This window comes from Hujiaoplasma nucleasis, from assembly GCF_013745115.1.
GTDB lineage: Bacteria > Bacillota_I > Bacilli_A > Izemoplasmatales > Hujiaoplasmataceae > Hujiaoplasma > Hujiaoplasma nucleasis.
The window spans coordinates 142,940-166,381 of the sequence record NZ_CP051151.1 but is presented as its reverse complement, the minus strand read 5'-3'; the positions used below and the strand labels follow the sequence as shown (position 1 = coordinate 166,381).

The following is a 23,442-nucleotide window of genomic DNA, read 5'->3' as shown; positions in this document are numbered from 1 at the left end:
TATCACATTCATCAATCTTTATCAATAAAAATCAAAATCCTTATCCTCTACCCAAGATATTTTTATTGTGATATAATATTGAAGAAATATCAAATGGAGGATTTATATGGAAATCGCTAAAGTTAAAAAACTACTGATTCCCTTGTCAGTTGCTTTGTTATTTTTGCTTGTTAATTACTTTGGAAATCAAATTTATGCTGAAGTTTTTGGCAATCCTGGCAAAGACTATTCTTATATTTTTTATAACTTAAATCAATCAGTTCCTTTTTTAGCTTGGACAATTTACCCATATATCATAGCCTATCCCTTTTGGTTTTTTGCTTTTATATATATTAGTTATCGTTCAGAAAAAAACATGTATATTATTACCACTCTCGCAATGATTACATTCACTATATGTGGAGTTTGGTATTTCTTTTGGCAATCAGATGTAGAAGCATGGAGAGTGACCTCTGGTTTATTTCTTGACAATAACTACTTAACTCCACGAACTGATTTATCATTTACTGAAAGTATCGTTATGTGGATTTATCAAAAAGCTGGTCCAAGAAATGCTTTACCTTCCATGCATACCATTTCAAGTTGGATTGCTATTGTAGGGGTTAGAAATGATAAAACCATGCCTAAAGTCAATAAGATTATTATCTATACTCTGTCTATTTCAATCATCATTGCCACTCAGACTTTAAAACAACATTATATCATTGATCTTATCGTTGGCATCATTTTAACTGAAGGTTTTTATTGGATAATTATTAAGTATAAATGGCATGAAAATGTATGTAATTTTTTTAAAAAGATTAATATTCGTTTTAACTTAGAAAAAAAAGAGGACTAGTTCATTTATTTTGAACTAGTCCTTTACTTTTACTATTCTTCTATATCTATGATTCTCATGGTATTGGTATAACCATGTTTTTGACCCCAGCCAGAAGTGATCACTAATGTAGCTCCAACTTCAAACCCAAAATCTTTAGCTACTTTAATAGCAACTTGATCATGATATTTTAAATCAGTTACATTTTCACCAATCGTTGCAAATACCCCACAATAATAAGACAATCTTTGACAAGTTTCTACATTATTAGTAATTGCTATTATTGGAACGCCTGGTCTAAATTTAGCCATTCTTTTTGCAGTACCACCTGTTTCAGTAAAAGCTATAATTACTTCTGCTTTTGGAAGAGCCAAGACTGTTTGACTAACCGCAATTCCAATAGCATCATTGGTGGTTGGATGAGATGTTTTAATTGACTTAGTTAGTTTTTGTTCATAGTCAATAGTATCTTCAATAGCTTTAGCAATAGTATCCATGGTTAATACAGATTCAATTGGGTATTCTCCCGCAGCTGTTTCACCTGATAACATAATTGCATCAGACCCATCCAAAATAGCATTAGCAACATCGCTTGCCTCAGCTCTAGTTGGTCTTGGTGATAACATCATTGATTCTAACATATGAGTCGCAGTAATAACAGGTTTACCCATTTCATTTGCTCTTTGAATAATCTTTTTTTGATAAATAGGTACTAGTTGAGTTGATACCTCAACACCTAAATCTCCTCTAGCAACCATAATTCCATCAGTGACTTCTAGAATCTCATCAAGATTGTCAACACCCTCTTGATTTTCAATTTTAGCAATAATTTCAATTTGAGGAGCATTGATTTTATTTAAGATATCTTTTACAGCTAAAATGTCTTCTTTTCTTCTAACAAATGATAAAGCTATAAAATCTACTTTCATTTCTACTGCAAAACGAATGTCAGCTTCATCTTTGCTTGATATAAAAGGCATACTTAATTTAGCATTAGGAATATTAACACCTTTTTTACTTTTGATGATACCTGTATTCCATACCATACATTCTAATTCGTTAGGAGATACTTTTCTAATATCCAGACGCATTTTACCATCATCAATCAACAAATAATCTCCCACTTGAACATCATCAAACATTTCTTTAGAAGAAATATGAAAAGCATCTTTTGTCCCTAATATAGGCTCACTTACTACTTTTACTATATCTCCCTTTTTAAATGATTGGAAACCATCTTTAAAATCACCAGTCCTAATTTCGGGACCTTTTGTATCAGCCATGATACCTATATATCTATTAAGTTTCTTAGAGATACTTCTAATCATTTCAATGCGTTTCTTATGTTCTTCATGATTACCATGAGAAAAGTTTAGTCTTGCGACATTCATCCCTGCATCAATAATTTTTTCAATCATTTCAGGCGAGTCAATGGCTGGACCAATGGTGCAAACAATTTTTGTTTTTCTTTTCATAATTTTAACCTCCTATTGGTTCCACTCTATACGAGCGCTATTTCTTTTTATTTTCACTTGAGCTAGGTATGTTTTGAATAAAAAATCAAATTCAATTCTTCTTACTGATTTTGGTAGAATAGCATCCACAGTAAATTGGTTTTTCACATGATTTAGTTTACATAGTCTAAAGACTATAAAATAATATATAAAGCCAGCCAAACCTACATCAAGATTTTCTTGATTAACAAATAAGGACTCTTTTTCAATCGATAAATTTTCTAATACTATTTCTAAAGCATCTTCTATAGTGTGATCCATAGGCAATAAAGACGAGTAAAGTTGATTAATCGCTTGATTTTGATACTTATCTTTTATTGAATCATAATTACTCTTCATGATTGTTTGATTAAATTTGTCTTTAAAAATTACAAATAACAGAATTTGATCTTGAACTAAAGAAACATGTTGATTCAATAAAGCAAGTCTATCATGTTTAAAATCATCGTTAAATTTTTGATAAGGCAATAATTCTTCGTGAATGTTGGCCTTCATTAAAAATATCTTTTGGTAAAGATGATCGAGTGCTTTTAGCTTTTTGATCACATGATATTTTTTTATAAAGTCATTATAATATGCTTTATTTAGTTTTTTCACTTTATTTAGGAATAATTTATATAATCTAATGGTATGTTTAACCATGTGATTGGTTAGCGTATGATTATCAATATGATGGATAGAAGCTGCTAAATCAGACACATTCATTATACTATAATGATGGTGATTTTCATCATATCTTGAATAATCAAGATAAAAGTCACAAATAGCCGCAACTGTATCCATTGCCCCAGAATAAAAAATTGAAACATCATCAGTTTGCTCTAAATATAAATGAAGCATATGAGTGAAGAATGCACCATTTAATATATGATATTGACCCAAAGGCTTCTTGTTAATATCCAAACTAAATAAAGCCCCTTTATATCCTAGTTGACCAGTTAAAAGAATAAATTCAGGTAAAGCATTAATTTGTTTTTCTAATAATGCTTTAGCTTTTTTAGGTTCCTTCATTATATAAAAATAATATGGCAACCATTGACCCAAACCGGAAGGAGAAACTTCATCAATATTCCCTGAATGATTAAGCAATTGTCGAATAGAAAAGTCTGATAAAATTTGTAAATTTTCATTGTTAATAATATTTATTCTATATTTGTTTATTTGTCTATGGTTATATTCAAGATGTTTTGATTTCACCATTTCATAACCTTGGTTTTTTATCCCGTAAAGTTTCCTTTTTAACTGATCTATATCTTTACTTAGACCAATATATTTTATAATAGAATAGACCCTATCGGCTTCAGTCTTAATTTCATAGTGTTCAATAGGATCTTTTTCTAAATTACGGTTTTGATGTCTAAAATCTTTTTCATAAACAATTACTATATTATGGTTTGGTTGATCTGTTTCTAGAGAAATTTCATGTAAAGTAGATTGGACTTTTATTGTATTTAAAATTGCAGATTCAATATTTTCATTGACACCTGAATAAAAATCAAGATTAATAGACTCAGAACTTGAAAATTGATATTTCATTATAATAATTGATTCATCTTCAAGTAAAAATCTTTCACTTTTAATGTTTATTTCACAAGTATTAATTTTATATTTAGAATCTCTATATAAAATATTACCATGTAAATCCATATTAAAATCATGAGTTAAAGGCTCTATAAACTGTGGATTTAAAATTATATCATTGGCTTTAATCATCGAAAATAATGGATTGTATGAAACAACTGTTTTCTTATCGTGTTTTAACAAAACAGAAACCAATTTATCTGATGTTTCTTCAAGAACTCCATAACAAGTGAGACTTTGGTTTCTTAGAAGCATTCGTTGCATATTAAGTTTTGTATCAGCAATTGTATTTGAATTAATATTCATGATGCTACCACCTAAAAAATATATTTTTATTTATTATATCTTCTTTTAAAATAAATACCAAGACACTATCCTATTAATTTACATAATTTCGACTTTTATTTGTTGCAATTTTCAAGTTTATTTGATAAAATAGTTACGCTGTACACATGGAGGTGAAAATCGTGGCTAACAACAAACAACAAATGAAACGTAATATTCAAAATCAAAAAAGACGTCTTGCTAATGTATCTTACAGATCTTCTTTAAAAACTGCTATTAAAAAAGTAGAATTAGCTGTTAAAAATGGCGAAAAAGAACTTGCTGTTGATGCATTAAACTATGCTTTCAAAAAAATTGATAAATCTGTTTCTAAAGGCATTCATCACAAAAACTATGCTAATAGACAAAAAGCTCGTTTATCTAAAAAAGTTAATGCTCTATAATTAAATTCAATCAAATAAATAAAGAATAGCGTTCGTCATCCGAACGTTTTTATTTATATTTACTGTCAATCTTATACGTTTAGTAGGAACAGTTCAACTCCTAAACTTTTGTCAATTTGACCACTTTTAATTTTATAATCTAAATTTGCTAAAGAAGTCATATGTTTGATTAATTCATCCATATCCGTTTCTTCAGCATTTTTTTTCATATAGTAAGCTCTCCCACTAGATACATTAAAATAAGACATAATATCACTTTGATTGTAGCCAATTTTCGTAAGTGATTTTGTATGAAGGATTTCTAAGAATTTATTTGATATGGCTGAAATCATCCATATTTCACTCGTATTTATGGATTTTAACTCTTGGTAAATTTCCATTAATTTAGTTTTATTATTGTCCAGTAAGGCATTCACTAAATTATAGATATTATCATCAACATCCTTGACTGTTATTTGACTAATTATTTCTGAATTAATTATGTCTTTCCCACTAGAATATGCTATAAGTTTTTCAATTTCATTATTTACACTATCTAAGTCATGATTAATTCTATTAACAAACTGAGTTAATGCAAAAGTTTCAATTTTTATTTGGTTCTCTAATAACTTATCTTTAACATATTCAAAGACATTCAAACTTTTGTTTTGATTATAAGTATGATGAAGGATATTCTTCTTTAAGAACTTCACAATCTTTTTTTGGCCATCTAATTGTTCATAGGGTGCTTGAATGATAAAAACAGTTTCTTGAACATTCATCTTACAAAAACGAATTAATTCTTCGTTTTCATTTTCGTCCATTTTTCCTTGTTTTTTTAAGAAGCTTGAGTTACGAACAACAACACCTTTCTTATCTACCAAAAAAGGTAAAGTTAAAGCATTGGATAAGGCAATATGCAATCCAACTTCTTCATAGTCATAAATTTCAATAGCATCCTCTGGAATATCGTTCTCGAGTAAAATTTGATTGGTTTTCTCTTTAATAGAAAAATGATCATCTCCATAGAGCAAATAACAATTCTTGTTCATAACATCAACTCACTTTACCTTAATTATTATATCACAACTAGCAAAAAATTAACATTTCTCATTTGTTAAATCTATAGGTTTTTTTACCGTCAATATAAGTTGTAGTAAAGGTAAATTTCCCTATGTAATTTACCTCAATACTACCTATCTCATAAGTTGAATATAATCTTACTTGATGGGCATTCAATCTTGATAATACATTTTTTGAAGGCATTCCATAATCATTTCTTCCAACAGAAACATAAGCATATTTAGGTTTATAAGCATTAAGAAATGCATCAGTAGATGAAGTATCCGAACCATGATGAGCTAATTTAAGATGTTTAATATCCATTTGAAACTCTTTGATAATCATTGCTTCTACTTTTGATTCTATATCTCCAGTAAATAGCCAACCATCATTATGAATTTTGGTGTAGATAACCAAAGAATTATTGTTTTCGTTATTATCATCTATATTTGAGTGAATGATCGAAAAAACTTGTTTTTTGCATATTATTTGATCGCCTTTTTTTGCAATTATTTGAGATTCCTTATCAATAGTATTAATATATCTACTAACATAAATTCTATTGACATGAATTTCATTAACCAAGTCCTTTACTTCTCCATAATGATCTTGATGAGGATGACTGATGAATAAAATGTCTATTTGATTTATATTTCTGCCTTTAATATAATTTATTAAGGAATTGTAATCGTCAACATTACCGGTATCTATAATTGCTTTACAATGATTTGATTCTATAAAAATAGCATCACCTTGGTTGACATCTAAAATACTTACTCGAGATATCATTGATATACTATTAGCCGAAGAATTAAGAATTATAAAAAACAACCACAAAGATGCTAATAGTTTAAATTTTTTCCCTTTATATAAAACACTAATACTAACAACTAAAAGGAGCCAATATAAAGGAATCATCATGCCATTAAAGAAACTATAATCAATATATAGATTATAACTTTGACCAAATAATATAGCTTTTTCATAGGTTTGAATAAAATGAGTATAGATTATTTTGAAAGGTGGATAAATTAAAATTACAAATGTTCCAGGCAAAAGAAATGTCATAACGAATATAATAAAAATAGGATTATATATAATATTCATAAGACCAATTTTATGATTAGCACTTAATATAATAGGTAAAGAAAAAACATAAGCTAAAGCTGATAGAATATATAGTTGTTTTATTTTAGACTTTTTATAAGTCAATTTAGAAAATACTATGATCACAAAGGTCATTAAAAAAGATAATTGAAAACCTATATAATAAATTAAGTAGGGCTGATACAACAAAAAGCCAATAAAAATAACCGTTAGATAGTCCAAAGCAGAAAGTTTATTGGATGTTTTTTTAAATGCAAAGACAAGGACAAAGAGTAGTGATGCCCTTATGAGAGAAATAGAAAAACCCGTTATTATATTATAGATTATAAGAAAAAAACACATCAGCAATAAGTGGGTTTTTCTATCTAAATAAAATTGATTTAAAATAGTCTGAAGCATTAATATAATCAATCCTAAGTGCATACCTGAGATTGCGTAAAGATGGGATATACCAATATCTAATGATGCCGAGTAAATCTCTTGATTTAGATATGATTTATCTCCTAAAATAAACAAATTTAGATATGTTTGTATATGTCCATCATAAGTTTTATCAATCCAATTTTGAAGTGCGTATTGCAAATAAAATATACTTTTTTGATTGTCAAGCACACGAATAGATTCAACATCAATGACAGCTTGAATACCTTGTGATTTTAGGTAAAGTGAATAATTAAAACTGTTAGGTAAATTTTTGATATCTAGTTCTCGATATTGACCATTTATTTTTAATGTCATTCCAGGATAATAAAATGAAGTATCATCGAGATATACTAAATACTTATACTTTGATTTGACTAATAATGAATCAACATCAACTTTTAAAACTTTAGCTTGTAATGGGATAGGTTCATTTATTCTATGATCTATCAAACTTAATCTTATGATTACTAAAAATAAAATGAACATTGATAAATAAAGTAGACTTTTTCTTTTTTTGAATAATACCACTGAATAGACGAAAACAGCCATTAGGATTAATGGCTGTTTTCTTATATATAGGGCTAAAGAAAGAATGAAAACAATATGGATATATTTAGAAGCGTTAGACTGTAATATGGTCTTTAATATTTTCATAGATACTTGTTCCTATACCACTAACACTCATAATACCTTCTATATTTTCAAAGAAACCATGCTGCATACGATAATCTATAATTCTTTCAGCTAGAATAACACCTATACCAGTCAATGTTTGTAGTTCTTCCCTAGTCGCAAGGTTAATATTGACTTTTCCTGAAGGGTTATTTGGTAGATCTGGAATTTGTGTAGTCACCTCTTCAGTTATGACTTCAGTAGATGGAATACTTGGAATGTAGACTGATGAATTTGAATAAAATACTTGATAAAAGTCAATATATTCATAGTCTGCATAAACTGTTAATCCTCCTGCAATTTCTAATAGGTCTATCATATCAATCCCTCTTGGGACTAAGTAAGAACCAGGATTAAAAACTTCTCCAGAAACTTGAACATATATTTTTTCTTCATAAATACTAGGAACAACAATTACCTCTTGATCTTCCAATTGTCTTGTCAAATTCATATTGTCTATATCGGCTTTAGCCGTTAACCCACCTGCTCTATTGATTATAGAAATTAATCTTTCTCCTGGTAAAAAGCTATATATCCCAGGTAAAATGACTTGCCCTCTTAATTCTACATAAAAATATTCTTTATCATTGTCCACTTCACTAATTTCTATAACCTGCTCGTCATATACGTATTCAGATAAGTTGACAAGACTTGAATCTGCATCAGGTCTAAAACCACCCGCCATACCAATCACATCAATAATTCTTGATCCTTCTTTTAAATAATATACTCCTGGGTACTTAACTTGCCCCTTAATATCAACAGCAAAGAGAGTTGCTTCTTTAAGCATAGGAATATTTATAACTTGTTCATCCTCAACAATTTCAGATAAGTTAACCTTTTCGTAATTTGAAAGGTCCGTAAAGCCTCCTGCACTTTGAATTACATCAATTACTCTAGTCTCTTGTTTAAAATAGTAGACTCCTGGATTTTTCACTTGACCTTTAACTTCTACTGCAAACTCATCTAGCATATCATCAAGATGATATATATAGATAAATTCATTGTTTACCAAAAGTCTAGCCAAATTTAGTTCTTTTGTATAAGCCTCTTCTTTAAGACCTCCAGCTTCATCAATAGCATCCCTTAATAAATCACCTTGATTCATTTGATAAACACCTGGATTCCTGACCTGTCCCTTAACTTCTACATAAATATATTGATCAACAAGCTTCTCAATTATATAGAGTTTTTCATGTTTTAGTTTTTCAGCTAAATTGACTTCTCTAATATCTGCAAAGGGTGTTAAACCCCCAGACATCAAGATTAAATCATCTAAAATTGCATTTTCTTTAATTTTATAGACTCCTGGTTCATTCACTTGTCCTTTAATCTCAACATATATATAGCGATAAATATCTTCAGGAGGGATATGACCACTAGATATCCTTGGTACAATAATAACCATCTCATCATAAACTCTTTCTGATTGATTGATTGTGGCTGTATCAGCTGCTAAAGTAAGTCCTCCTGCCTTATTAATCAAATCTACTACCCTATCATTATCGTAACAATCATAAATACCTGGTTGAAGCACTTCTCCTTTAACCTCTACTTTAATTTGCCTATGAATTGAGTCCTCAGTGCTTATTGGATAAGGATTAATTTCTTGATCCTTTAAATCAATTGTATTATAAGCAAAAAAAGCAAGAATTGCTAAAAATATTAAAATAAAACCCATATTATTTTTTAAGAATTTCATTGTACCACCTCAATCATATACTACTTGAGTGTGGTGAAAATTCTTCTTGAAAAAAAGAAAAACACTTCTTTTGAAGTGTTAGAGTTCTTGTTTTTGAACAACGTATATTTTTCTTTCAGGCATTGATCTTGAATCAACAATTTTAAAACCGACTTTTTCCAATATTTTTTCATACTCTATATATTCATGAGTTTGTTCATATATTTGAATTTCATGGGGGTTATCCAAGTGTTCAACCCTAATGGTATGAACTATACTGTGTGGTTTATCACCCTTCTCGCTATGCCAATGAAATTGATAGTCTTTATCATTTTCTTCATAGCCATCAAAAGCATCTATAAACTCTACAGATAAAACATCAAAAATAAATACACCATTTTCTTTAAGAGAATTAAATATATTCGTAAAACCAAATTCAACATCTTCTAAATCAGACAAATGATTAATCACATCCATAGAAGCAATAATTAAATCAAACTGAAATTCAATAGGATCTAACATATCATAAACTCCAACTTCGATTTTTAAATCTTCATTTTCAGCTCTTTGAGTTACAATATGCAACATACTCTCACTTAAATCTGTGGCTACTACATCATATCCTATTCTAGCCAATTGTAAAGATAAATTACCCGTTCCACATCCTATATCTAAAACAGATCCTAATCCTGAGTATTTATTTATATAATCAAGATATTGCTCATAGACTTCTTGATCAATAAAAGCATCATAAAAACTTGCTAAATAATCATACTCCATTTTGGATCTCCTCTTGACTTATAAGCTTACGATCGTAAAACAACTTTTCAATTTGGTAATCATTTCTTGTATCTTTATGGAAGACGTGAATAATAATATCTTGTAAATCTATTAGGACCCAACGACTTGCAGGATCACTTTCAACATGGTAATTATCTAGATTGTCTAGAGCTTTTTTTACAAATTCAATCGATGAATGAGCTTGTCTTTCATTAGATGCTGATGCGATGATTTGATAATCAAAAAAAGGGGATACATCTTTAAAATCATAAACCAAAACATCAAATAATTTTAAGTCTAATAGGGCATCCACTACTTTTTGTAATTTTTTACTCATTCATTTCCTCCAATATAATAATAGTCATACAATTTGTATGTTTCTTCAGATATATATGCTTTTTTCTTATGCAAATAATCAATGGTTTCTTTTACAACTCTAGCCGTTGCAAGATCAAGATTTTGAAAAGCAAGTTGCCTAAAATCATCTGTGACAAAATCTCTTGTCTCTTCAAGGTAATCACTTAAATAAATTACTTGCTCTACCTTTGACATACCCATTCTACCATGACAATGGTATTTTATTGCATCTAAAATTTCTTTATCTTGGATATTAAAATTATTTTTAGCTAAAACAACAGCCGAATATGCATGCAAACAGCCTTTAGGAATCTTCTCTAATTCTTCTAATGAAAATTCCTCTTGTGCCATTGACCAAATAGTCTCAATTGAATCATTTTTTGTAGCATCATGTAATAAAGCAGCTATTTCTACTTTATAAACATCTATATAATAATGATTAGCCAATTTAACAGCCATTTCAGCAACTGAAAAAATATGCTTTAGCCTATAGGAATCACTTTCAAATTCATGAATTAGATAGTCTTTTATATGGTCTAATAAATTTTTCATTTATATAATGGCCAACCTAGTATATACGCCCACGACAAAGGGTGCATAAGCTTTAACATGAAAAGGTGCTCTTAATGTCACAAAGCCTAAACCAGAAAAGACGATATCATATTTTTGATTGTCTCTAATTCTAAACTCATGAAAGACCCATCTAGGTAATTCTTCTTCTGATGAAACAGGTGGAGACAATAAAGAATATAATTTATCTTTATATAATTTGTTTGCTCTATCAGTCTTAGTTCGATGAATATTTAACCTATTTGAAAAATAAGTTACGACATTTATAATATCACAGGTTTCACCAGAAATAATGTCTAATCTTGCCAAACCACCAAAGAATAAAGTTTGTTCTTCATTTAACTGAAAAACAAGTGGTTTTACTTCTTTTTGTGGATATGTTGCCTTGTAAGACTGTCTCGATAAATAATGCATATATTGATGTTTATTAACCACTCCAGGTGTATCATAAATGATTGAACCATCAAGAAGATTAAAACCAATCAAACCTAAAGTTGTTTGAGGGGATAATGATTCTGTTACTATGTCAGATGCTGCACCTAAATATCTTTTTAATATTTGATTAATAATTTTAGATTTACCCACATTACTTGAACCCACAATATAAACATTTCTATTACCCTTATACTTATAAATCAATCTCATTAACTCGTCAAAATTATCACCATATTTAGCAGATACAAGTACACTATCTAAAACATCAAAACCTTGATTTCTCAACATTATTTTTAGCCAACTCAATATCTTTTTATGCTTTACATTTTTTGGTAAAAGGTCTACTTTGTTTCCAACTAATATAAAATCTTTTTTTTCAGTTAAAGTCTTAATTGCTGGTACGAAAGATCCTGAAAAATCAAAAATATCAACAATTTTAACAATTAATGCATCTTCGTTTCTAATTTTATCTATTACTTGCAAAAAATCTTGGTTTGATACCTCATAAGGAAATGTTTCAGAATAATTCTTAATTCTAAAACATCTTTGACATATTAGTTCATCTGATGATTTCTCTTTTAATAAATCTTCACTAATAAATCCAGGTTTGGTTTTGTCTGTGCTTTGTATTTTTGAACCACAGCCATTACAATATGCATCTTGACTCATACTCTACCTCTTCTCCGCTAAATTCATCAAATCATAAAAATCAGGATCAGTCTTTTTTAACCTTAAAAGAACTTTATTCTCTAATTTTCTATTAAGCTTGGTATACCATTTTTCAGTTTTTCTTTTTATTGCATCGACAACAATCGTGTAAAAGCCCATTCGATTACCCCCAAACACATCTGTCATGAATTGATCTCCAATCAAACAAACTGTGCTTACTGAAGGATAAGAAAGTTTTTTTAAAGCTTTTTTGAAACCATATTTTAATGGTTTTTTTGAGCTATTTACATAATCCAATTGAATGGCTTTAGAAAATGCTTGAACTCGCTTCTCTTTATTATTAGAAATAATTGTCATTGTCAATCCTAAAGACTTAACTTGATTTACTAATTCTTCTATTCTTGTGTTCGGTAAATGCTCATCATAGGGGATAAGCGTATTATCTAAATCAATTAATATATGTTGTATACCCTTGGATTTTAACTTATTAAAATCTATATCAAAAACGGTTTTCTGGTATTCATTTGGGTAAAAGAATTTCTTTTTCAGAAAAATTTCGATCATAGTTGCCTCCAGGATTATACATTGCATATATTATTATATAATATTTAAAGGTAAATGTCTATTTTTTCATGAGTGAACACTTACATTTTATACTTTTTAATTTCATGATTTAATTGACGAGTGGCAAGACGATGATTCTTATATAAAACCTCAAGTAAATCATGAAAATTTTTAGAATGATTTTGGACACTTAAATGAACTAACTCATGAAATAAGACTAGTTTTAGATATTTCTTATCTAATCTTGCCAGTATGGAATTTAGTTTGATGATTTTCTTTTGCGTAATGCAACTTCCAAGCCTTGATTTCATTAATTGAGCTTTAAAAGTAAGCTGGTCTATATTGAAGTACTGCTTCAATAATTCCTTATTATCTTCAATAATCTGTTTTATTTCTTTTAAAGTTTCATTTCTATAGAAATGTTCAATTACTTTTCCATCAATAGTATCAGATTTAATATTGATATGGCTATCAAAAAGATAAATAGAGCGAGAAATATTTTTATTTACTCTTACTTTATACTCTTGACCCCATAAAGAGAAAGACTTCAAATTATAGATATCTTTTTTTTCTATGCTTAATCGATTGATAATCCATCGTTTATGCTTATATAAGAAAGCCTCTATTTGATCTTGACTAAAGCTAGGATGACAAGTGACTTTAATATAGTCTTTTTCTATTCTTAAATATACATGTTTTATCTTATTGAAAAAAACTTGATAATTAAAAACATAATTATCAAGCTTTATTTGATTCATTTAACACTCCTAAAAAAGATAGAACAAATTGAGAACTTTTTTTAGCAATTTCATGAGCTATTTTTTTATAAGATAGGGTTTGTCCTTTATCTTCAACCACATCAGAAATACCTCTAATTGAAATAAAAGGAATATTAAATTTATAAGCAGTTATGGCTATGGCCATACCTTCCATTTCGCAGGCTAAAATATTAGTAACATTCTTACTAATCTTATCTAATGTTCTTATCTTGGTTACAAATTTATCTCCAGAAACAATATGTCCAATCTTATAATCATATGCTAGTTTATTAAAAACATTAATGGCTTTATGCAAATAAGCTTTATCAGTCTTGACTATTAAAGGATCATCCCCTAATTGGCCATGAGGAGCATCATCAATCGCTGTGGTTGAAGCATCGAAATACGACAAGCCATTAGCCAATATAATATCTCCTACTTGAGCAGGATGCAAACCACCAGCTATACCTGTGTTAATAATCAATTTTACTTTGAAATAACTTGCCATAATGGTCGCAGTGATGCTTGCATTCACTTTACCAATATCAGATTTAGAGACAACAACTTCTTGGTTTTTTATATGTCCTAAATAAAAAGTCTTATCGGCAATCAATTCTGTCCTTGCGATAACCATATTTTCAAATAGAAAGTTTAATTCAATATCTAATGCGCCTATGATTCCTATCACAATGTATTCCTCACACTCTATTTAACATCTAATATTTCAACAGTTATTTCTTTACCGGTTTCAGCTTTATAATGAATAATTTGACCTTTCTTTTGTCCAATAAGTGCTTTACCCAATGGTGATTCATCAGAGATTTGATTGCTTAATGGGTTAGCTTCAACAGGTCCAACTAATTTTAATTTTTTTTCAACGTTTTGTTTTATAAATTTAACTGTGATTTGTTTCCCCACAGAAATAGATTTTGATCGGCTGTTTTCGTTAATAATTACAGCATTTTTTAAAATATTCTCAATTTCTTTGATACGAGCTTCTATTCTTGCTTGCTCATCTCTAGCTGCATCGTAATCAGCATTCTCAGATAAGTCACCTTGAGCTCTTGCTTCTTGTAAATCTTGCAAGTTTTTTTCTCTAATAGGACCCTTAAGTTCTTCTAATTCTTTTTGGTGTTGTTCAAACCCAGCTTGGGTTAATTTAAATTTATTTTCCATTATATAATCCCCTTTACTTATTTATTATATCACAAATATATTTGTTAACTAAACTAAAATTTTTCTGACCATACTATTCTTTTTAACACGAATAAGACATCTTAATTTGATGGTTTGTAATGGATGTCTAGCTGCATCCAATTTTAGATTATCTTCATCAAAAATTTCTCTTACTTTTAATTGAATAATTGTTTTATCAGGCATTAATATTTCAAGACTATCACCTGGTTCAAAATAATTCCTTTGTTGAATAATCAGTTCTTTCTTATCCTCATTATATTCTTTAACTAAAGCTACAAACTCTTTAGTAGGTATTTCACTTCTAGCATTATATAATTGCTGTTCTGTGCTTGTTTCTCCTTCAAAAAAGCCGTACGAAGTCAGTCTATTTTCTGCTTTTTGAATTTCTAATTGATATTGTTCTATAGGTCTTAAACAAGACTTATGGTAGTCATCTATCAACATGCGATAAGCATTTATAACTGTGGCTATATAGTGAATTGATTTCATCCTACCTTCAACCTTTAAGGATGCTACACCTATATCTAATAAGTCTTTAATATAATTTGTTGCTTCTAAATCTTTTGAAGACATTTGGTAATCAAAATCCTCAGATATCAATCTGCCATGATCGTACAAGTTATACAACCACCTACAAGTATGAGCACATCCTCCGCGATTGGCATCTCTTAGTACTGTATAATTTGATAATGTACATCTTCCAGAATATGATACACACATACCACCATGAATAAAGACTTCCAACTCAGCTTTAGATTTATTTTGAATTTCCTTTATTTCTTCTAAAGATGCTTCTCTTGATAAAACAACCCTTTGTACACCTTCTTGGAAAAAATAGTTTGCTAAAGATGAGTTTGTTAATGAAAACTGAGTTGATAAATGAATTTCTAAATTAGTTAACTCTTTTGCCTTTTCAATAACAATCATATTTGAACAAATGATAGCATCTACTCCTATTTGATCTAGTGCTTTTAAATACTGATCTAACCCCTCTACATCTTCATCGTGAAATACCATATTCATGGTAACATAAACTTTTTTTTCTATTTGATGAGCATAATCGACCAATTCTTTTATCATAGATACATCAAAATTAGAAGCTCTAGCTCTTAATGAAAATTGTTTGCCTCCTATATATACAGCATCAGCGCCATATAATAAGGCTATTTTTGCTTTTTGTAAATCTCCTGCCGGTGCCAACAACTCAGTTTTCATGAATTTCACCCTTTCTTTTTTCAGTAGGGGTGTAATAAAAACCTTTATTGTATGAAGCCCCATATTGCTTTAAGAAACTCTCAACAGATTCTTGATTTAAATAAGCTTTAACAGCATGATAGTATTCCTGATCATCCATAAAAATTCTTTCAATAAAAAAATCGCTTATTTTATCTTTAATCATTTGAATTTCTTTAAAAGATTCCAGCTTTTTATCCCTAAAAATATGTGTTCCTATTTCATCTTCATATATAGGATAGAACATATTTTCTCTAGTTTTTTCTTCAAGAACAAAACCTTGATTACCTTTGACTAAAGGACCCGATAAATCCTTGTGAGTTAAATAATGAGTAATTAATTTTCTTTTGGAATAGAACATATCAATATAACCATGTCCAATAATAGAAAATTCAATGTCCTTACTTGATTCTATCATTACCTGAATTTCATCAAGGGTAATCTCCTTTGAGAGAGTCATACCCTTAATTCTATTTTTTAAATAAGTCACATCAAAACTATTGGTATTCATAGTACCTGGTTGATATATAATCAAATGATCCAATTCAATTTCTTTGGCTATGACATACACTGAAAAATCATTGATAACAATAGCATCCACTTCAAGTTCCTTCAAATAAGACAAATAAGACTTAAGTCTTAAAATATCAGGTTCATGAATCATTTTATTGATTAAAACATAAACTTCCTTATTGAGAGATTTTATGTACTGAACTATTGACTTCATTTCATTTATGCCAAGTGCAAAAATAGCTTTAGTTGTGAAATTATCAGTATCAAGCAAAAAAACATCTGCACCAATTTCAGTCAAATGTCTAATTTCTTCTTGATTTTTTATCCTAACAACTAATTTCAAAAAAATCACCTATTTCTTAATAGATATGCTCATACCATCACCAATTGGATAAATATAAGTATCATAATCTTCTTGCTTAATAATATATTCGTTAAACTTATTAATCTTCTTAACTAATTGTAATCGATTTTTACTTTCAATACCCTGTGGACTAGCAACCAAACCTCTAAACAAAAGGTTATCTGTAACGATGACACCACCAGTCGATACATTTTTTGAAAACTTTTCAAAAAAATCAATATACGAAGCTTTCGCAGCATCAATAAAAAGCAAATCATAATCCTGATCATTTATACTTACATCATGGGCATCAGCCAAAATTACTTTAATCTTTTTTTGTAAATTTGCTTTATTAATATTTTCTTCTGCTATTTTAAAAAGTTTTTCATCTCTTTCAATTGTCGTAATATCCACATGGGTAAAAAGTGCCATAAGAATAGAACTATAGCCTATAGCAGTTCCTATCTCAAGCACTTTTTTTGCATTTTTAATTTTTAATAATTGAATGAGAAAACGAATACCTTCATCTGTAATGATGGGAACATGATCATTTAAAGCTTGCTTTTTCATAAGGTCAACCATTGGATGTACCAATGGTTGATTTAATGATTTTAAATAAGCGTTAATCATTGATTATTCTTGTTCTTCTTCGTCTTCTTCTAAGAAGCTTTCTAATACTTCTTCAATCAAATCCCATTCTTCATCGGTTTCGATTTGACCTAATGTACCTTCATCGCCATCTTCAGGATTGAAACTAGCTGCATGGTATTCTTCTTCATCTTCATCATCTAATTGATAAACCACATAAGATTTATTAAATTCTTCAGATTCAAAAGTTAATATGATTTTCGCTGTAATTTCATTTCCAAGTTCATCGGTTAATACTAAAGTATCATCATGTATATCTGTCATAATTTCCTCACTTTCTGCTATCTAAATAGCTTTGTAATATAATAGTCGCTGCCACATAATCGACTTTTTGCTTTCTTTTCTTTCGACTTAAATCCGCTGTAATCATCATAGAATTTGCCATCTTTGATGTTAATCTCTCATCCCACATAACAACTTCCAAATGAAAGTGATTTTCCAACATTTTTTTAAATACAAGGGTGTCCTCAGCTTGTTTACCAAGGCTTCCATCCATGTTCTTTGGTAGTCCTAAAACTATTTTCTCATAGACTGAGAAATCTATCAATGATTTTAACTCATTAATTGCTCTTTTAAATTGATTTTCAGGAAAAGTAATTGTTTTTACCATGCTTGCTACAGTTTGACTTAAATCTGATGAAGCTATGCCTAGAGTCTTTGAACCTAAATCTAATCCTAATATTTTCATAAGACTAAGTCCTTTACCTTGTCTATAGCCTCTTGAACTCTTTCAGTATCTTTTCCACCGGCTTGAGCAAAGTCTTTTCGACCGCCACCATTACCTTGACATATGATTGCAGCTTCTTTTACTATTCTTCCTGCATCAATATTAGGGTCATTGCTTTTAGCAACAAATATAACCTTTTCATTATAAATACTTGCTAAAAATACGAATCCCTTGTCTAACGTGTCGATTAAGTCATCTGCCACTTGTTTTAATACTCCACCGTTCACATCATTTACAATTGAAATAATCTTTTGACCATATGTATCTTTAGTAAAATCTGATAAACTCTGCATGGCTTTTTCTTCTTTAATTCTTTGATATTCTTTTTCAAGATTTTTCACTTGATTTTGATATATTTTTAATAGGTCCCTTTGATGTATCACATCTTGATAAGAACCTTTCGCTTTGTAGTTATCACTAAAATCAATTGATAATACAATTCCCTCTTCTTTAGCCTCATCAATAATTCTATGTGCCTTACGTTTAACATTTTCTATATCTTCATTTAAACCTTTTAACTCATCTACTAGATTATCAACCCTATCATTGACCAAAGCTTCAATACGGTAAATACCTGAACCGATAGAATATAAAGATTTAATTGCAAACCTACCAATATCACTGATATCTTTAACATGTGTTCCACCACACAAGTCAAGGGTGTATTTTAAATCAACTGTTCTAACTTTATCTGAATATTTTTCTCCAAACTCAGCGATTGCTCCTTTTTCTTTTGCTTGATCGATTGAGAGAATACTTGTTGAAGTTTTGTAAGAATCTTGAATCATATCATTGACATCTTTTTCAATTTCTAATATGAGTGAATCATCAATAGATTCATAATGATTGAAGTCAAATCTTAAACTTTCGCTAGAAACTTGTGACCCTTGTTGACTCACATGACTTCCCAACCTATCCCTTAAAACTTTAAACAATAAGTGGGTTGCTGAATGATGATATTCAGTGAACTCTCTATTGACTTGATCAACCTTAGCAGTCATCTCTTTCCCTTCTAATGATTGATTAATATCTTCTTTTATCATATGAATGAATTGACCGTTAGGCAATTTATTTACATCGATTACATGTAAAGTAATGTCGTCATTGTATATAATACCTTTATCCGCTAGCTGTCCACCTGAAGTTGCATAAAATGGTGTTTTATCTAATACAATTCCTTCAGGAAAAACTTTGATTATTTTAGCCAATTGGCTAAGTTTTTCATAACCAACAAAAATAGACTCATCAGTGAAATTTAAATAATCTTGATTTTGTGACGCAAGAGAGGAAGTCTCAGTTCTAGCACTTCTTGCACGTTCTTTTTGTTTACTCATTTCAACTTCAAAAGCTTTAACATCAACCTTATAACCTAATTCTTCAGCGTATTCTTCGGTTAACTCTAATGGAAAACCATAAGTATCATAAAGAATAAATGCATCTTCTCCCTTAATCATATGACTTTGTGTTTGATTAATCATGTCTTTAAGCTTTTCTTCACCAGATTGCAAAGTTTCTAAAAACTTTATTTCTTCACTATGTATAATTTTTTTAATCATATCTTGTCTATCTAGTAAATCGGGATATGAAGGTTTCATCAAATCAATCACAACAGTCACTAATTCTGATAAGAATGGCCTCGTTATACCGTTTTGTTTGCCATGTTTTACAGCCCTTCTAAGTAAACGTCTGATAACATAGCCTCTACCTTCATTCGAAATCATTGCCCCATCATTTAAAGCCATTGTAATGGTTCTAATATGGTCTGCAATAATTTTAAAGGATTTTTGACCCTTATACTCAATCCCTGATATATCAGCAAATTTTTCAATGATAGGCAAAAATAAATCTGTTTCGAAATTAGTTTTAGCATTTTGGAAAACAGAAGCAAATCTTTCTAAACCTGCACCCGTATCAATATTTTTATTTGGTAATTCAGGATATTCTTCTCGTGTAAGATTTTCTTTAGCATTATATTGAGATAATACTATGTTCCATAACTCCACATAACGGTCATTCTCTATATCTTTTTTAATACTTTCAGTTGTAAAATCGCCAAATTCAGGGCCTCTATCAAAAAATATTTCTGTACATGGTCCACAAGGACCGGTTCCTATTTCCCAAAAATTATTCTCAGAACTAATTAAATGATCTGCTTCAATACCAATCTCAAGCCACTTGTTATAAGTATCAATATCTGTTGGATAATAAGTAAAATATAACTTTTCTAAAGGAAAATCAAAATATTTAGGACTTGTCAAAATTTCATAAGCATATTCAATGGCTTCATCTCTAAAATAATCACCAATAGAAAAATTACCCATCATTTCAAAAAAAGTATGGTGTCTAGCTGTATTCCCAACATTTTCAATATCATTAGTACGAATACATTTTTGAACATTGACCATTCTTGGATTTTTAGGTACTATTCTGCCATCAAAATAAGCTTTCATAGCTGCTACACCAGAATTCATCCATAATAAAGTAGGATCATTATTAGGTATTAATGATGCACTTTCTTCTATTTTATGGTTTTTATCCTTAAAAAAATTTAACCATATTTCTCTAATTTCATGTCCTTTTAATCTTTTCATTATTCACCTCTCCAAATAAGAAAATCGTCCCTATAAACCAAGGACGATTCAATCGCGGTACCACCTTTATTCTAGTTACCTAGCACTCAAAACTCTTAACGCGAGTCACGTGTGTGATTAACACCTCTCAGAAGGAGCTTCATAAATATGCATGTCTAGTTCCCACCATCCTAGACTCTCTTGTTTTATGCAATTATTTACTACTTATCTTCATCATTGATTTAAAAATATTATACAATACATCTACTTAATTTGCAAACTTATTCATTTAGAAAATCTTCAATTTTCACTTGATTGCTTGGACTTTGATTAAGTTCATCTGTAAGAAAGTTTTTAAGCATAGTTCTTCTCTTTCTATCTTTACCTAAAACACCTCTTTTAAAAGCTTCAAAATTACCAACCATGATTAGTATTTCTTTGGCTCTAGTAATAGCTGTATAAAGCAACTTCTTTCTTAACATAATGGAATAGGATAAAGTCAATGGCATAATAACAACTTTATATTCAGAGCCTTGGGACTTATGAATTGATGTTACATAAGCTAAGGTTAATTGATCGAGTTCTTTACGATTATATTTAACCAATTGACCAGAAAAATCAACCACCATTTCTCGTTCATCATCAATAGCAACAACAAAACCTTGGTCGCCATTCATCACATTCTTATCTGGTTGGTTAACCAATTGCATAACTTTATCTTGAAAGTAAAATTTCTTATCACCAAAAGACAAAGATAGATTTTTATTGTCTCCATTAAAGGTTTCTTGTATTAAATCGTTTAATCTATCAATGCCATTGATACCTTTATACATCGGCACCAAGACTTGAATGTCTTCTAGTAAAGAATAATTCTTTTGTATCAATCGATCAATCAGTTTTAGGAGTGTAGAAGAAATATATTCATCTTTGGCATTAAAAAATAACCGATCATCCTTATTATCTCTAATTGACTCATCAATTTGTTTTTCAAGAACATCATAGGCTAAGGAAATGATGTTAGAATCATTGGCTTGTCTATGAATTATATTTAGTTCTTGAACTGGAAATAAATCAGACTTAATTAAATCATTTAATACATCTCCGGGTCCTACTGAAGGCAACTGATTAGCATCACCTACAAAGACAAGGATAGTACCTACTTTTATAGCACTCAATAATTTTTTCATTAATATACAATCAATCATTGAAGCTTCATCAATAATAACTAACTTCGCTTCTAAAGGAGAAAACTCATCATACTTAAACTCTCCATTGAAATCATAACCTAATAACTTATGTATGGTTGAAGCTGGTAAATCTGTCGATTCAGACAATCTTTTAGCAGCTTTACCTGTAGGTGCAGCCAATTTTAAATCTTCGTCATCTAAGGCTTGATTACGCATCATTCGGTAAACATGGATAAGACCCTTAATAACGGTTGTTTTACCTGTTCCAGGCCCACCTGTAATAATGCTCACATGATTAGTCAATGCCAAATGAATGGCTTTTCTTTGAGCCTGAGTATAATTAATATGATTTATTGACTTAAAAGCTTGTAGGTGGTCATCAACCGATAAATTGACGTCACTATTGATGTTAAATTTCAACATCATTTTAGCAATACTTTTCTCAGCATAATAAAGGTATCTAAGAAAAATTCTATCTTCTTCCTTAATTAATTTATGAGATTCAATCAACAAGAATAATTGCTTAATGACTTTTTGTTCATCAACTTCAAAGTCTTCGTGGTTATTCAAAAACTGTAAAGTATACTTAATTAACTCTTCTTCTAAAAGATAAGTGTCGCCAAACTTATTCATATATTCGTTAAGCAAATAATATATAACAGCTGAAATTCTAACATCACTATCATAAGCAAAGCCAACTTTCAAGCCAATCTCATCTGCTCTTTTAAATCCAATGCCCTCTACTTCTTCCATTAAAACATAAGGATTTTCTTTAATTATTTGTTTAGTTTCAAGGCCATATTTATTGTAAATTTTCATTGCCATATTAGGTGATATAGAAAAGCCATATAGCCAAACTAAGGTGTTTTCCATTTCACGATGTCCAACAATTCCGTCAAAAATTATTTTATGTAATTTTTTATTTAGTTTATCAACTTTCTTTAATTGGTCTTTATCTTCAGCAATTAAATCTAAGCAATTCATCCCCAATGTATCCACGATTCTTTCAGCTGTTTTCACACCGACACCTGGAAATATATCACTAGATAAATAGTCAATAATGCCATCGTATGTTTCATCAATATATCTTTCGAATGTCTTTGCATTAAACTGTAAGCCATATGTTTTATGATAAGCTATTTCGCCCATAAATTTATAGGAAGCATGTAAGTCTAACTTAGGAAAAAACCCACAAACAACAATTGTGGGTTCATAACGAATCAATTCAGGATTATTGGTATCTTGTATTTCTACCTTAATCACCGAGTATGAATTTTCTTCACTATAAAAAAGATATCTTTTTATAGTGCCTTCGACATATGTCATA

22 protein-coding genes and 1 other annotated feature are annotated in these 23,442 nt (G+C 29.5%); of the genes, 2 read left to right on the top strand and 20 right to left on the bottom strand.

Going from position 1 to position 23,442, the window contains the following annotated elements; genetic code table 11:
* The first annotated feature begins 106 nt into the window (after positions 1 to 106).
* A complete protein-coding gene (locus tag HF295_RS00790) occupies positions 107 to 838 on the top strand; it encodes a phosphatase PAP2 family protein (protein ID WP_312031941.1) in 732 nt (243 codons plus the stop codon).
* A 32-nt stretch (positions 839 to 870) separates the two neighbouring features.
* Here HF295_RS00790 and pyk read toward each other — a convergent pair whose 3' ends face one another.
* Both pyk and HF295_RS00780 read right to left on the bottom strand, forming a co-directional pair.
* A complete protein-coding gene (gene pyk / locus HF295_RS00785) occupies positions 871 to 2,292 on the bottom strand; it encodes a pyruvate kinase (RefSeq protein WP_312031940.1) in 1,422 nt (473 codons plus the stop codon).
* A gap of 12 nt (positions 2,293 to 2,304) precedes the next feature.
* The gene (locus HF295_RS00780; protein ID WP_312031939.1) at positions 2,305 to 4,218 is read right to left on the bottom strand and encodes a glycoside hydrolase family 65 protein; all 1,914 of its coding nucleotides are present in this window, start codon (positions 4,216 to 4,218) and stop codon (positions 2,305 to 2,307) included.
* 161 nt (positions 4,219 to 4,379) lie between these two features.
* Here HF295_RS00780 and rpsT point away from each other — a divergent pair, with 161 nt between their 5' ends.
* Positions 4,380 to 4,640, top strand: coding sequence for a 30S ribosomal protein S20 (gene rpsT / locus HF295_RS00775; RefSeq protein ID WP_312031938.1), 261 nt, complete (start codon positions 4,380 to 4,382; stop codon positions 4,638 to 4,640).
* A 71-nt stretch (positions 4,641 to 4,711) separates the two neighbouring features.
* Here the strand turns inward: rpsT and holA are convergent, their stop codons facing one another.
* The 18 genes from holA to recD2 form a co-directional block, all read right to left on the bottom strand.
* Entirely contained in the window at positions 4,712 to 5,671 is a 960-nt protein-coding gene (holA, locus tag HF295_RS00770) for a DNA polymerase III subunit delta (RefSeq protein WP_312031937.1), read from the bottom strand.
* A 58-nt stretch (positions 5,672 to 5,729) separates the two neighbouring features.
* Positions 5,730 to 7,865, bottom strand: a complete 2,136-nt coding sequence (locus HF295_RS00765; RefSeq protein ID WP_312031936.1) for a DNA internalization-related competence protein ComEC/Rec2 — start codon at positions 7,863 to 7,865, stop codon at positions 5,730 to 5,732.
* Entirely contained in the window at positions 7,834 to 9,585 is a 1,752-nt protein-coding gene (locus HF295_RS00760) for an SLBB domain-containing protein (protein ID WP_312031935.1), read from the bottom strand. The genes HF295_RS00765 and HF295_RS00760 overlap by 32 nt, the downstream gene beginning before the upstream one ends.
* A gap of 78 nt (positions 9,586 to 9,663) precedes the next feature.
* A complete protein-coding gene (locus HF295_RS00755) occupies positions 9,664 to 10,344 on the bottom strand; it encodes a class I SAM-dependent DNA methyltransferase (protein ID WP_312031934.1) in 681 nt (226 codons plus the stop codon).
* Positions 10,334 to 10,681, bottom strand: coding sequence for a ribosome silencing factor (rsfS, locus tag HF295_RS00750; RefSeq protein WP_312031933.1), 348 nt, complete (start codon positions 10,679 to 10,681; stop codon positions 10,334 to 10,336). Before rsfS ends, HF295_RS00755 begins: the two co-directional genes overlap by 11 nt.
* Positions 10,678 to 11,253, bottom strand: a complete 576-nt coding sequence (gene yqeK / locus HF295_RS00745) for a bis(5'-nucleosyl)-tetraphosphatase (symmetrical) YqeK (RefSeq protein ID WP_312031932.1) — start codon at positions 11,251 to 11,253, stop codon at positions 10,678 to 10,680. The genes rsfS and yqeK overlap by 4 nt, the downstream gene beginning before the upstream one ends.
* Positions 11,254 to 12,375, bottom strand: a complete 1,122-nt coding sequence (yqeH, locus tag HF295_RS00740; RefSeq protein ID WP_312031931.1) for a ribosome biogenesis GTPase YqeH — start codon at positions 12,373 to 12,375, stop codon at positions 11,254 to 11,256.
* Between the two features lie 3 nt (positions 12,376 to 12,378).
* Entirely contained in the window at positions 12,379 to 12,939 is a 561-nt protein-coding gene (locus tag HF295_RS00735) for a YqeG family HAD IIIA-type phosphatase (protein WP_312031930.1), read from the bottom strand.
* An 80-nt stretch (positions 12,940 to 13,019) separates the two neighbouring features.
* Entirely contained in the window at positions 13,020 to 13,697 is a 678-nt protein-coding gene (locus HF295_RS00730; protein WP_312031929.1) for a M48 family metallopeptidase, read from the bottom strand.
* Positions 13,678 to 14,385 carry a 5'-methylthioadenosine/adenosylhomocysteine nucleosidase gene (locus HF295_RS00725; RefSeq protein ID WP_312031928.1) on the bottom strand — a complete coding sequence of 236 codons (708 nt, stop codon included), beginning with the start codon at positions 14,383 to 14,385 and terminating at the stop codon, positions 13,678 to 13,680. Before HF295_RS00725 ends, HF295_RS00730 begins: the two co-directional genes overlap by 20 nt.
* A 17-nt stretch (positions 14,386 to 14,402) precedes the next feature.
* Positions 14,403 to 14,873, bottom strand: a complete 471-nt coding sequence (gene greA, locus HF295_RS00720) for a transcription elongation factor GreA (RefSeq protein ID WP_312031927.1) — start codon at positions 14,871 to 14,873, stop codon at positions 14,403 to 14,405.
* A 48-nt stretch (positions 14,874 to 14,921) separates the two neighbouring features.
* Positions 14,922 to 16,109 carry a peptidase U32 family protein gene (locus HF295_RS00715; RefSeq protein ID WP_312031926.1) on the bottom strand — a complete coding sequence of 396 codons (1,188 nt, stop codon included), beginning with the start codon at positions 16,107 to 16,109 and terminating at the stop codon, positions 14,922 to 14,924.
* Entirely contained in the window at positions 16,099 to 16,983 is an 885-nt protein-coding gene (locus HF295_RS00710; protein WP_312031925.1) for a peptidase U32 family protein, read from the bottom strand. The genes HF295_RS00715 and HF295_RS00710 overlap by 11 nt, the downstream gene beginning before the upstream one ends.
* Before the next feature lie 9 nt (positions 16,984 to 16,992).
* The gene (locus HF295_RS00705; protein WP_312031924.1) at positions 16,993 to 17,613 is read right to left on the bottom strand and encodes an O-methyltransferase; all 621 of its coding nucleotides are present in this window, start codon (positions 17,611 to 17,613) and stop codon (positions 16,993 to 16,995) included.
* A gap of 3 nt (positions 17,614 to 17,616) precedes the next feature.
* Positions 17,617 to 17,895 (bottom strand): DUF1292 domain-containing protein, encoded by a 279-nt coding sequence (locus HF295_RS00700; protein ID WP_312031923.1) that lies wholly within the window; start codon positions 17,893 to 17,895, stop codon positions 17,617 to 17,619.
* Between the two features lie 7 nt (positions 17,896 to 17,902).
* The gene (ruvX, locus tag HF295_RS00695) at positions 17,903 to 18,319 is read right to left on the bottom strand and encodes a Holliday junction resolvase RuvX (protein WP_312031922.1); all 417 of its coding nucleotides are present in this window, start codon (positions 18,317 to 18,319) and stop codon (positions 17,903 to 17,905) included.
* Positions 18,316 to 20,949 carry an alanine--tRNA ligase gene (gene alaS, locus HF295_RS00690; RefSeq protein WP_312031921.1) on the bottom strand — a complete coding sequence of 878 codons (2,634 nt, stop codon included), beginning with the start codon at positions 20,947 to 20,949 and terminating at the stop codon, positions 18,316 to 18,318. The genes ruvX and alaS overlap by 4 nt, the downstream gene beginning before the upstream one ends.
* A gap of 36 nt (positions 20,950 to 20,985) precedes the next feature.
* Positions 20,986 to 21,175: a binding site (T-box leader), on the bottom strand.
* 34 nt (positions 21,176 to 21,209) lie between these two features.
* Complete coding sequence (recD2, locus tag HF295_RS00685) at positions 21,210 to 23,441, bottom strand: SF1B family DNA helicase RecD2 (RefSeq protein WP_312031920.1); 2,232 nt, start codon at positions 23,439 to 23,441, stop codon at positions 21,210 to 21,212.
* Position 23,442: the final 1 nt, after the last annotated feature.

Coding starts and splice junctions, on each gene's coding strand:
- HF295_RS00790 (WP_312031941.1), top strand. CDS start 107: ATGGAAATCGCTAAAGTTAAAAAACTACTGATTCCCTTGTCAGTTGCT.
- pyk (WP_312031940.1), bottom strand. CDS start 2,292: ATGAAAAGAAAAACAAAAATTGTTTGCACCATTGGTCCAGCCATTGAC.
- HF295_RS00780 (WP_312031939.1), bottom strand. CDS start 4,218: ATGAATATTAATTCAAATACAATTGCTGATACAAAACTTAATATGCAA.
- holA (WP_312031937.1), bottom strand. CDS start 5,671: ATGAACAAGAATTGTTATTTGCTCTATGGAGATGATCATTTTTCTATT.
- HF295_RS00765 (WP_312031936.1), bottom strand. CDS start 7,865: ATGAAAATATTAAAGACCATATTACAGTCTAACGCTTCTAAATATATC.
- HF295_RS00760 (WP_312031935.1), bottom strand. CDS start 9,585: ATGAAATTCTTAAAAAATAATATGGGTTTTATTTTAATATTTTTAGCA.
- HF295_RS00755 (WP_312031934.1), bottom strand. CDS start 10,344: ATGGAGTATGATTATTTAGCAAGTTTTTATGATGCTTTTATTGATCAA.
- rsfS (WP_312031933.1), bottom strand. CDS start 10,681: ATGAGTAAAAAATTACAAAAAGTAGTGGATGCCCTATTAGACTTAAAA.
- yqeK (WP_312031932.1), bottom strand. CDS start 11,253: ATGAAAAATTTATTAGACCATATAAAAGACTATCTAATTCATGAATTT.
- yqeH (WP_312031931.1), bottom strand. CDS start 12,375: ATGAGTCAAGATGCATATTGTAATGGCTGTGGTTCAAAAATACAAAGC.
- HF295_RS00735 (WP_312031930.1), bottom strand. CDS start 12,939: ATGATCGAAATTTTTCTGAAAAAGAAATTCTTTTACCCAAATGAATAC.
- HF295_RS00730 (WP_312031929.1), bottom strand. CDS start 13,697: ATGAATCAAATAAAGCTTGATAATTATGTTTTTAATTATCAAGTTTTT.
- greA (WP_312031927.1), bottom strand. CDS start 14,873: ATGGAAAATAAATTTAAATTAACCCAAGCTGGGTTTGAACAACACCAA.
- HF295_RS00715 (WP_312031926.1), bottom strand. CDS start 16,109: ATGAAAACTGAGTTGTTGGCACCGGCAGGAGATTTACAAAAAGCAAAA.
- HF295_RS00705 (WP_312031924.1), bottom strand. CDS start 17,613: ATGATTAACGCTTATTTAAAATCATTAAATCAACCATTGGTACATCCA.
- HF295_RS00700 (WP_312031923.1), bottom strand. CDS start 17,895: ATGACAGATATACATGATGATACTTTAGTATTAACCGATGAACTTGGA.
- ruvX (WP_312031922.1), bottom strand. CDS start 18,319: ATGAAAATATTAGGATTAGATTTAGGTTCAAAGACTCTAGGCATAGCT.
- alaS (WP_312031921.1), bottom strand. CDS start 20,949: ATGAAAAGATTAAAAGGACATGAAATTAGAGAAATATGGTTAAATTTT.
- recD2 (WP_312031920.1), bottom strand. CDS start 23,441: ATGACATATGTCGAAGGCACTATAAAAAGATATCTTTTTTATAGTGAA.